This window comes from Cupriavidus basilensis, from assembly GCF_029335485.1.
GTDB classification, from domain to species: domain Bacteria; phylum Pseudomonadota; class Gammaproteobacteria; order Burkholderiales; family Burkholderiaceae; genus Cupriavidus; species Cupriavidus basilensis_E.
Window position 1 is genome coordinate 1 of the sequence record NZ_JARJLM010000495.1, and the last position, 9,407, is coordinate 9,407.

The window sequence follows — 9,407 nt, forward strand, 5'->3', positions numbered from 1 at the left end:
GCGTATCGTACAACGAGACCTGGCCAGCCAAGGGGCCCTTGCCACGAAGGCCAGCCACCAACGCCCGATTGCCCGGCATGGCCCTTGCCTGGTAGCCGGCCCGCAGCGGCCTTACGCCGCCACCCGCCCACCGCGGTCCAGCGAAGCCGACACCCCCACCGCCAGCAGCGCCGCCACCGCCACCGCCGCACCCAGCCAGGGCAGCTGGGTCAGCGGCAGGCCCGCGCTGATCATCAGGCCGCCCAGCCAGGCGCCGGTGGCATTGCCCAGATTGAAGGCCCCCTGGTTCAGCGTGGAGGCCAGGTTGGGCGCGCCCTTGGCCTTGTCGAGCACGCGCACCTGCGTGGCCGGCACCACCGCGAAGCTCACCATGCCCCAGATAAACAGCGTAAACAGGGTCGGCAGCGGGAAGTGGCTGGTCCACGAGAACACCAGCTGCACCACCGCCACCGCGGCCAGCAGGCTGGCCAGCGCGGGCATCAGCTTCCAGTCGGCCAGCTTGCCGCCGGCGAGGCCGCCTACCGTGATGCCGGCGCCGAACAGCAGCAGCACCATGCTTTCCTGCTGCGCGGTGAAACCGGTCACGTCGCGCAGGATGTAGGCGATATACGTGAACACCGTGAACATGCTGACCGATGCCAGCGTGCTGATCAGCAGGGCCAGCTGGACCTGGGCGGCGCCGATCGAGCGGAATTCACGCAGGATGCTGCCGGTCTGCATCGGGATGGCCTTGGGCAGCCATGCCACCAGCGCGGCCGCGGCGGCCACGCCGATCACGGTGACCGCCCAGAAGGTGGAGCGCCAGCCCATCAGGTGGCCAAAGGCTGTGCCGAACGGCACGCCCAGCACATTGGCCACGGTCAGCCCGGTGAACATCAGCGCCACCGCCTGCGCGCGCTTGTCGCGCGGCACAAGCTCGGCGGCCACCACCGCGCCAATGCCGAAGAAGGCGGCATGGCAGAAGGCGGTGACCACGCGCGCGGCCATCAGCAGTTCGTAGTTGGGCGCCAGCGCGCACAGCGCATTGCCAAGGATGAACAAGCCCATCAGCCCGACCAGCGCAGTCTTGCGCGGCCACTTGTTGGTCAGGATGGCGAGAATGGGCGCGCCCACGGCTACGCCGATGGCGTAGCCGGACACCAGCATGCCGGCGGCCGGGGCGGACACGCCAAGGTCGGCGGCGACATCGGGCAACAGCCCCATGATGACGAATTCGGTGGTGCCAATGCCAAAGGCCGCGGCAGCCAGCGCGAGTAGCGGTAAACGCATGATCTTGTGATTGATGACGGAGAAGAGACCCGATGAGCTTGCCGGCGGCGGCACCGGGCACAGGCTGTGCCAATGGCGCGCCTGGCGAATCCGGCGCACATGCCGGGCATGAACGTTGCGCACGCTGCGGCAGGTGGACAAGCATGCCGCATGCCAGTGAGCGATGCGCTTCATTGCACCGGTCCTGTGACGCAAGTCCGGCATTCTGCGCCAATTTCGCGCGCCGCGTCAGGCGTCGCGCGAATAACCCTGCGCCCGTAGCGGTCGCATCGGGGGCTGCCCAAGCATGACTACGCAAGCCCGCGCCTAGAAGAACACGGTGCGGATCAGCGGCGCCGCCAGCACGCTGACCAGGCCGGCGATCATCATCACCAGCGAGGCCACCACGCCCTGCACTTCGCCGAGCTGCCGCGCTTTGGCGGTGCCTGCGCCGTGCGCCGCGGCGCCGAAGATGGCACCCTGCGCGAGCCGGCTGCGCACCGAAGGCAGGCAGGCCAGCACGGTCTCGCCGATGGCCATGCCCGTGAGCCCGGTGATCACGACGAAGACCGCGGCCAGGTCGGGTGGGCCGCCCAGCGCGCGTACCGCATCCACCGCGAACGGCGTGGTCACCGAACGCACCGCCAGGCCCTTCTGCAGCATCACCGACAAGCCAAGGCCACGCGCCAGCCATACGGAAGTCAGGACCGAGGTCAGCACCGCGGCCAGTACGCCGACCGAGATCGACAGCCAGTGCTGGCGCACCAGCGCGCGGTGGTCGTAGATCGGCAGCGCGAAGGCGATGGTGGCCGGGCCGAGCAGCCACATCAGCCAGCGCGTGTCGGCGATGTAGTCGCGGTAGGGAATCCGCGCGGCCAGCACCAGTGCGATCAGCACCACGGGCGTGGCCAGCAGCGGCATCAGCCACAGCCGCGCCCGCCGCGCGTAGATGCGCTTGTTGAGGTAGTAGAAGGCAACGGTGGCCACCAGGCTCAGCGCAGCCAGCACGGTGTCATGCATGATGATGCTGCCTGTCGTTGATGGTGGCGGCGCCGGCGGTGCTCTTGCTCTTCCTGCCACGCCCGCGCCGCGCCAGCCGCAACTCGAGCCGGTACACCTGCTCCACCACCAGCGCGGTCACCAGCATGACTGCCAGCGTGCTCAGGGCGATCACCGCGCAGATGCGCCAGCCCTGGTGCCGGACCAGGTCGGGATACTGCACGACGGCCAGCACCGCCGGGATGAAGAACAGCAGCATCTCGCCCAGCAGCCAGTCCGCGCCGCGCCGTACCCAGCCACCCCGTACCGCCCCGCTGAACAGCAGCGCGGCCAGCACCAGCAGCCCCAGCAAACCCGCCGGCAAGGGTAGCCCGAGGCGCGAGCGCAGCCAGTCGGCCAGCAGCCAAAGGGCCGATAGCGCCACCACCTGGGCAAGCGCGATGGCGCCAGTGCGCACACGCGCACCGGCGGACGGGGATGAAGCCCCGGAGAGGCGGGTTGAGGTGGTGGCGGCGGCGCTTTGCATCGGAGTCTTCTGCTATGTCTATGTGACAGCCACGGTCAGGCGGCGATGACGCTAGTGTACGTAGCGCCATTCGATATATAAAATGAATATAAATTATTCAATCGATGCCAAATTAGAATGGCAATCTTGAATCGCACCTGAATCGCACATCGGCTCGAAGCGAGACCGGAACACCATGGATATCCGCGCCCTGCGTTATTTCGTTGAAGTGGTCCGCCAGGGTGGTTTCACCCGCGCGGCGGAAACCCTGCATGTGACCCAGCCCACCATCAGCAAGATGGTCAAGAGCCTGGAGGAGGAGTTGGGCGGCCCGCTGCTGCTGCGCGAAGGCCGCACGGTGCAGCTGACCGACGCCGGCGAAGTGGTGTTCGCCCGCAGCCAGGCGGTGCTGGCCGAGGTGGCGCGGCTGCGCCAGGAAGTAGCCGAGGTGGACGGCATGGCGCGCGGGGAGTTGAAGGTAGGTATCCCGCCCATGGCCGGGCGCTACCTGGCGCCGGTGATCGGCGCCTATCGCCGCCAGTATCCCGGCGTGAAGCTGCGGTTGCGCGAGCAAGGCGGCCGGGCGCTGGAAGAAGGCGTGGCCGCCGGCGAACTGGATCTTGGCGTGACGGTCTTGCCCGCCGCGGTGGCCGGGCTGGCCAGCCTCACGGTGACTCGCCAGGCGCTGGTCGCCGTGTTCCCCGGCGAGCAGGCGCCGCGCCGGGCCGGCGCGGTCCCGTTGACAGACCTCGCCGGCCTGCCCTTCGTCATGTACGAGGACGACTTCGTGCTCTACCGCGTCATCCTGGACGCCTGCGAGGCCGCCGGCTTCAGCCCGCAGATCGCGGGCCAGAGCCGGCACTGGGACTTTCTCGGCGAGCTGGTGGCGGCCGGCGTAGGCGTGGCGATCCTGCCGGCGCCGATCGCGGGCCAGCTGGATCCGGCCCGCGTGGCCATTCGCCCGCTAACCGCGCCGGAGCTGGTGTGGGAGCTCGGGCTGGTCTGGCGCGAAGGCTATCTGTCGCGCGCGGCGCGGGCCTGGCTGGCGTGCTGCGAGCAGGCCTTCGGCGGCGCGCGCAAGCCAGCCTGACGCCAGGCCGCGTCAGTTGCGCCCGATTTCCTGCAGGATGCGCGTCAGCAGGTAAAGACGCGGCACGATCGAATCGATCTCGATGTATTCATCGCGCGCGTGATAGCCGAAGCCGGCCAGGCCGAAACTCTCCAGCACCGTGGGCTTGCCCGAGCGCGCGGCATAGCCCGCGTCGGTACCGCCGCCGGTCTGCGGCACCAGCGTCAGCTCGCGGTCGATCTCCTTGTAGATGCCCTGCGCCCGGGCTGCCAGCGCGCGGCTGCGCTGGTCGGCCACGTAAGGCGGATGGCCGGGCGTGAGGGTCAGCGTGGTTTCGGTGTCGGGAATCAGCCGGCCCGAAGCCAGCTTGGCTTGCAGCGCGGCCTGCAGCTTTTCCAGCGCGCCGGGCTGCGTCAGGCGGACATCGCCCACGGCCTCTGCCTTCTCGGTGATCTGGTTCAGCGGGCCGTTGGCGCTCGCCCTGGTCCAGACCAGGGCCGCGCCCGGCACGTCCTTGGCCACGTCGCGCGTTTGCAGCATCTGGTACGAAAGCTCGTAGAGCGCATTGCGCCCCAGTTCCGGCGCGGCGCCGGCGTGGGCGGCCCGGCCCTTGACGTCGAGCGTGGCAGTGGCGACGCCGGCCGAGGCCAGCAGCAACGGCTGCCCCTTCATCACCACCGAGCCCGCCGAGGGCTCGCAGGACAGCACCACGTCATGCTGCTCGGCCAGCCTGGCGATGGTGTCGCCCGAGCCGGGCGAACCCACTTCCTCGTCCGGGTTGAACAGCACGGTGATCTGGGCATAGTCCTGCCAGCCGGCCGACTTGAGGAGGGCCAGCGCGTGCAGGATCACCGCGATGCCGCCCTTGTCGTCGGCAATGCCGGGACCGTACAGGCGGTTGCCCTCCAGCCGGATCGGCTGGGTTGCCAGCGTGTTGGGGCCATAGACCGTGTCCATATGCGCAATCAGCATGATGCGGCGCTTGCCGGTGCCGGTGAAGGTACCCTTGACCATGGTGCCCGGCCCGCGCGTGACCGCAATGCGCTCGGTGGTGGCGCCCAGGGCCTTCAGCCGGCCCTCGGTGAAGCTGGCCATCTGCGCCAGGCCTGCGGCGTTGGCGCTGCCGGACTCGATCGACACCATGTCCTTCAACGACTGGATCAGCGCGGGCTCGGCGGCGCGCGCTGCTTCCAGCAACTGGGGGTCGGCCGCGCGGGCACTGCCGGCGGCGCCGAGGGCCAGCGCAAGCGCGGCGGCGGCAACATGGGTAAATCGGCGCAGGGATGGCTGCATGAAGTCTCCTGGTGGGTGTTTTTGTACGTTTGTACGTTTGTACGTTGTTTGGTGCGTTGCTTGGGTGGCCTGATACCAGGCGCATTGCCCACCAGGCGATGCTAGCCGTAGCGGGCCCGGCAAGGTAGGATCAATCCCGCCATTTGGAATGCCGATCCCGCCATGCCCCTTTCATCCGATGTCCGCCGGCCCTCCGCCACCACTGCCGCCCCGAAGTCCGCCCGGGAAGCCGGCCGTGACCCGGGCGCCGCGGCCCCGACCGATCCCGATGCCGGTGGCAGCCGCCCCGTGCCGCTGCATGTGCGTCTGCTCTGGCTGCCGGAAGCCATGCCAGGCATGCTGTTCGGGGCGCTGGACGTGCTGCGCACGGCCGCCGGGGTGGCCCGCCTGCAGCGCCCCGACGCCGATAGCGGCCTGAGCTGGTCGGTGATCGGCCCCTCGGGCCGCGCGCTGGCGCTGCCCGGCCTGGGGCTGGAGCCCGCGCGGCGGCGGCGCAGGACGGAAGACGGGAACGCGCTGGTGGTGGTGCCCGGCCTGCTTGCACGCAACGCCCCGCACCTGGGCGAGATCGTCAGTGGTGCGAGCCAGGCGCTGCGGTTGCTGGAACGGCACGCGCAGGCGGGCGGCTGGATCGCGGCCGGGGCCACCGGCATTGCCCTGCCCGCCGAACTCGGCTTGCTGGATGGGGGGCGCATGGGCGCGCCGTGGACGGTCCAGAGCTGGATGGTCAAGCGCTACCCGCGTTGCGACTTCTCCGCGAGCGAACCGATGAGCCTGCACCAGCGCGTGTTTGGCTGCGTTGCGCCGGCCTTGCAGACGGAATTCACGCTGCGGGTGCTGGGCCACCTGCACGACCCGGACCTGGCGCAGGCTTGCTCGCGCATGCTGCTGTACCAGGCCGAGCGCCAGCAACTGACGCCGGAGCTGGTGTCGCAACGCTGGCTGAGCAGGACCGCCGACAGTCCGGTCTACCGCGCCATGCGCTGGTTGCAGGCGAACATCGAAGCGCCGTACCGGCTGGCGCTGGTGGCGCAGGCGGCAGCGGTGAGCGAGCGCACCTTGCTGCGGCATTTCCGGCAGGTCAGCGGCATGTCCCCGCTGGAATACCTGCACAAGCTGCGCGTGGAGCGCGCCAAGACCCTGCTGGAGGTCACCCTGCATGGCTCGCAAGCCGTTGCCGAAGCCTGCGGCTACACCGATGCAGCGGCCTTCCGGCGGCTGTTCCAGCGCGCCACGGGGATGTCGATGTCGAGCTATCGGACGCGCTTCGCACTGCGCTCGCAGCGGCGCTTCTGGCGCGTGGAAGACATGGCGCGCCCGGCTGGCGGGACATAAGCGCTACCAGCGTGCCGGCGCCTCTGGGAGCCGCCGATCCCGCGCGGCCCCCGTTCATGCTGTTGGCTCAGCTGCTTAGCACGATGCGATTGACCACGTCCTCCACGCCGTGCACATACCAGGCATCGCGCTCGGCCTGGCGTTTCGCGGCATCGGTGGTGGCATAGCCTTCGAGCGTGACGACGCGGTTCTCCGTATGCACCCGGATGCGGTCGGCATCGACGAACTGGTCGGTCTCCAGGACCAGCCTGAGCGCTTCCGTGACTTCGTCGTCGCGGTCGGCCTCGGCCGGTGCCACCACCAGTTCGTTGATCACGCAGCGGCAACCGCGCGACCACCACGCCAGCACGCCGGCCAGGCGCATGTGCGACAGGCTGATCACGTGGCCCCGCAGGGTCACGACGCCGTCCACGACTTCGATCGCGATCTCGCCGCTGGACTCGCCAACAGCCTCGCGCACCGGTTCGATGCGCCCTTTGGTATGCGCGCAGATCCGGCAATTGCGGAAGTCGATCGCCTGCAGCAGGCGCACGCAGACCGAATTGCGCAACTCGCTGTCGCCGACCGCCGCGCCGCCGTCGGCCACGCGCAGGTGATCGATCACCGCCGAGACGCCATCGACGCGGCGCACCATGGCGGCAACGCGGGTCTTGTCGACGATATCCGGCACTTCGCCTTCGAGTATCAGCGCGCCGTCGCTGAGGCGCAGTTGGATGGTGGGATGGATGGAATGGCTGTGGAAAGGCACGTGGGCAATGGCTGCCCTGGCCTGAGTCAGGACTGCTTCGCTGCTATGCATGATGTCTGCCTTATCTTTGAAAGGTCTGGATATAGGAGACGCGTTCCGTCCGGCGAACGCCCGCGCGGCCCCGCGCCCGGCACTGCGGCGCGAAACGGCGAATCTTCATTATAGGTAGCCAGGCTGGCCTCGCCCGACCTGTTGCCAGGCCGGGATGCGGCTTCCCGGGAGGGGCTGGCGAGCCGGCCCGCTCAGGACTCCAGCCGGGCGTCCATGGTGATCTCCGCCTTCAGCAGCTTCGATACCGGACAGCCCGCCTTGGCCGCCTGCACCGCTTGCTCGAACGCCGCCTGGTCGGCGCCGGGAATGCGCACCGCCACGTCCAGGTGCACGGCGGTGATGCTGAAGCCAGCGCCGTCCCTGTCCAGCGTCACGGTGGCCTTGGTCGCGATGTTTTCGGCCACCATATTGGCCTCGCCGAGGATGAGCGACAGCGCCATCGAGAAGCAGCCTGCGTGGGCAGCCCCGATGAGTTCCTCGGGGTTGGTGCCGGGCCCGCCCTCGAAGCGGGCCTTGAAGCCATAGGGCGCATCCTTGAGCACCCCGCTCTCTGCCGAGATGGTGCCCTGGCCGTCCTTGATGCCGCCCTGCCATCTAGCCGATCCGTACTTTTTCATGAGTGATCTCCATGGTCAAAGGGGTTGTGGCGCGACCCTCGCCGCGCCTGTGGCGGGATGGTGGGTACCCGCCGGATGACTTTCCAGCTACGCTAGCGCGACGCGGGAAGGACCGCCTAAGTGCCTCGCCAAAGACAGGCCATGTTTCTGAATTTCCCGAAAAAATCACCAAAGCGCCGACAATTTCGGCAAATAAACAGGTAATTACTCTCAATTCACGCGAATTCCAGGGAACTGAATCGACCGCGCGATTGCCTTACCTCCGCGACGCCGCCTCGGTGGACTGCTGCCGCCCCAGGCTGAACCACAATAGGATGCAAAGGGAGAAACGGCCAGCAAGCCGCCGCAGGCGATAGCACCACATCAAAACAACGCGCTGTATTCATCACAACAAAGGGAGAACGGATGCCATTGACGTCCAATAAATTGCCTGGCTGGACCCTTTGGCTGCCGCTGGCAGCCTGGGCCATTCTGGGGGCGGGGTTGCTGGCGCCCGGCCAGTCGCTGGTGCTGGTGCTGGCCGGCCTGGCACTGGCCGGCTCGGTGTTTGCCGCGGTCCACCATGCCGAGGTGGTGGCGCACAAGGTGGGCGAGCCGTTTGGCACGCTGGTGCTGGCGATCGCCGTGACGGTGATCGAGGTGGCGCTGATTGTCTCGGTGATGCTGTCCTCCGGCCCGGAGAAGGCCGGACTGGCGCGCGATACCGTGTTTGCCGCGGCCATGCTGGTATGCAACGGCATTGTCGGGATCTGCCTGCTCGTGGGCGGCCTGCGCCATCGCGAGCAGGCATTCCAGGCGCCCGGCGCCACCGCCGCGCTGGCGGTGCTGGCCGCGCTGGCGGTGCTGACCATGGTGCTGCCGAACTACACCAGCGCCATTCCCGGGCCGGTCCTGTCACAGTCCCAGCAGGCCTTTGCAGGCATCGCTTCGCTGGTGCTCTACGGTAGCTTCGTCTTTGTGCAGACGGTGCGCCATCGGGACTACTTCCTCGTCCCGGGCATCTCGGACGAGAGCGTGCACGCTCCGCCCCCGCCCGCGCGGATCGCCCTGGCCAGCGGCGGCATGCTGCTGGCATGCCTGGTGGCCGTGGTCGGGCTGGCCAAGCTGCTCTCGCCAACGGTGGAGGCGGCCGTCGCCGCCGCCGGCGCCCCGCCGGCCGTGGTCGGCATCGTGATCGCCGCGCTGGTGCTGCTGCCCGAGGGCCTGGCCGCCCTGCGCGCCGCCCGTGCCGACCGCCTGCAGACCAGCATGAACCTGGCGCTGGGTTCCGCGCTGGCGAGTATCGGGCTGACCATTCCCACCGTGGCCGCGGTCTTTATCGCGGTCGGCAAGCCGCTGACGCTGGGCCTGGGCCCGACGGAAACGGTGCTGCTCGCGCTGACCCTGCTGGTCAGCACGCTGACGCTCCACTCGGGGCGCACCACCATGCTGCAAGGCGTGGTGCACCTGGTGATCCTCGCGGCCTACCTATTCCTGTCGGTCGTACCCTGACCGGGCGGATCCTCCCACCTGCCATCGCGCGCGCCTTTTGCGTCATTCCCG

At 68.7% G+C, this 9,407-nt stretch carries 9 protein-coding genes; 3 read left to right on the forward strand and 6 right to left on the reverse strand.

What is annotated here, in order from left to right:
• Positions 1-111: 111 nt before the first annotated feature.
• The 3 genes from P3W85_RS30550 to P3W85_RS30560 all read right to left on the reverse strand — a co-directional run bounded on the left by P3W85_RS30550 (position 112) and on the right by P3W85_RS30560 (position 2,773).
• On the reverse strand, positions 112-1,269 hold the full coding sequence (locus P3W85_RS30550; RefSeq protein ID WP_276267519.1) for an MFS transporter: 1,158 nt from the start codon (positions 1,267-1,269) through the stop codon (positions 112-114).
• 306 nt (positions 1,270-1,575) lie between these two features.
• Positions 1,576-2,268, reverse strand: a complete 693-nt coding sequence (locus P3W85_RS30555; RefSeq protein WP_276267513.1) for an LrgB family protein — start codon at positions 2,266-2,268, stop codon at positions 1,576-1,578.
• Positions 2,261-2,773, reverse strand: a complete 513-nt coding sequence (locus tag P3W85_RS30560; RefSeq protein ID WP_276267514.1) for a CidA/LrgA family protein — start codon at positions 2,771-2,773, stop codon at positions 2,261-2,263. The genes P3W85_RS30555 and P3W85_RS30560 overlap by 8 nt, the downstream gene beginning before the upstream one ends.
• A 175-nt stretch (positions 2,774-2,948) precedes the next feature.
• On the opposite strand from P3W85_RS30560, the gene P3W85_RS30565 reads away from it, so the two are divergent.
• Positions 2,949-3,842, forward strand: coding sequence for a LysR family transcriptional regulator (locus P3W85_RS30565; RefSeq protein ID WP_276267515.1), 894 nt, complete (start codon positions 2,949-2,951; stop codon positions 3,840-3,842).
• A 12-nt stretch (positions 3,843-3,854) separates the two neighbouring features.
• Here the strand turns inward: P3W85_RS30565 and P3W85_RS30570 are convergent, their stop codons facing one another.
• Entirely contained in the window at positions 3,855-5,114 is a 1,260-nt protein-coding gene (locus P3W85_RS30570; RefSeq protein ID WP_276267516.1) for a M20/M25/M40 family metallo-hydrolase, read from the reverse strand.
• A gap of 327 nt (positions 5,115-5,441) precedes the next feature.
• Here P3W85_RS30570 and P3W85_RS30575 point away from each other — a divergent pair, with 327 nt between their 5' ends.
• The gene (locus P3W85_RS30575; RefSeq protein ID WP_276267520.1) at positions 5,442-6,449 is read left to right on the forward strand and encodes a GlxA family transcriptional regulator; all 1,008 of its coding nucleotides are present in this window, start codon (positions 5,442-5,444) and stop codon (positions 6,447-6,449) included.
• Between the two features lie 67 nt (positions 6,450-6,516).
• Here the strand turns inward: P3W85_RS30575 and P3W85_RS30580 are convergent, their stop codons facing one another.
• Entirely contained in the window at positions 6,517-7,248 is a 732-nt protein-coding gene (locus tag P3W85_RS30580) for a BON domain-containing protein (protein ID WP_017226273.1), read from the reverse strand.
• 191 nt (positions 7,249-7,439) lie between these two features.
• Entirely contained in the window at positions 7,440-7,865 is a 426-nt protein-coding gene (locus P3W85_RS30585; protein ID WP_276267517.1) for an OsmC family protein, read from the reverse strand.
• Between the two features lie 405 nt (positions 7,866-8,270).
• Between P3W85_RS30585 and P3W85_RS30590 the strand changes: the two genes are divergently transcribed.
• Positions 8,271-9,356, forward strand: coding sequence for a calcium:proton antiporter (locus P3W85_RS30590; RefSeq protein WP_276267518.1), 1,086 nt, complete (start codon positions 8,271-8,273; stop codon positions 9,354-9,356).
• Positions 9,357-9,407: the final 51 nt, after the last annotated feature.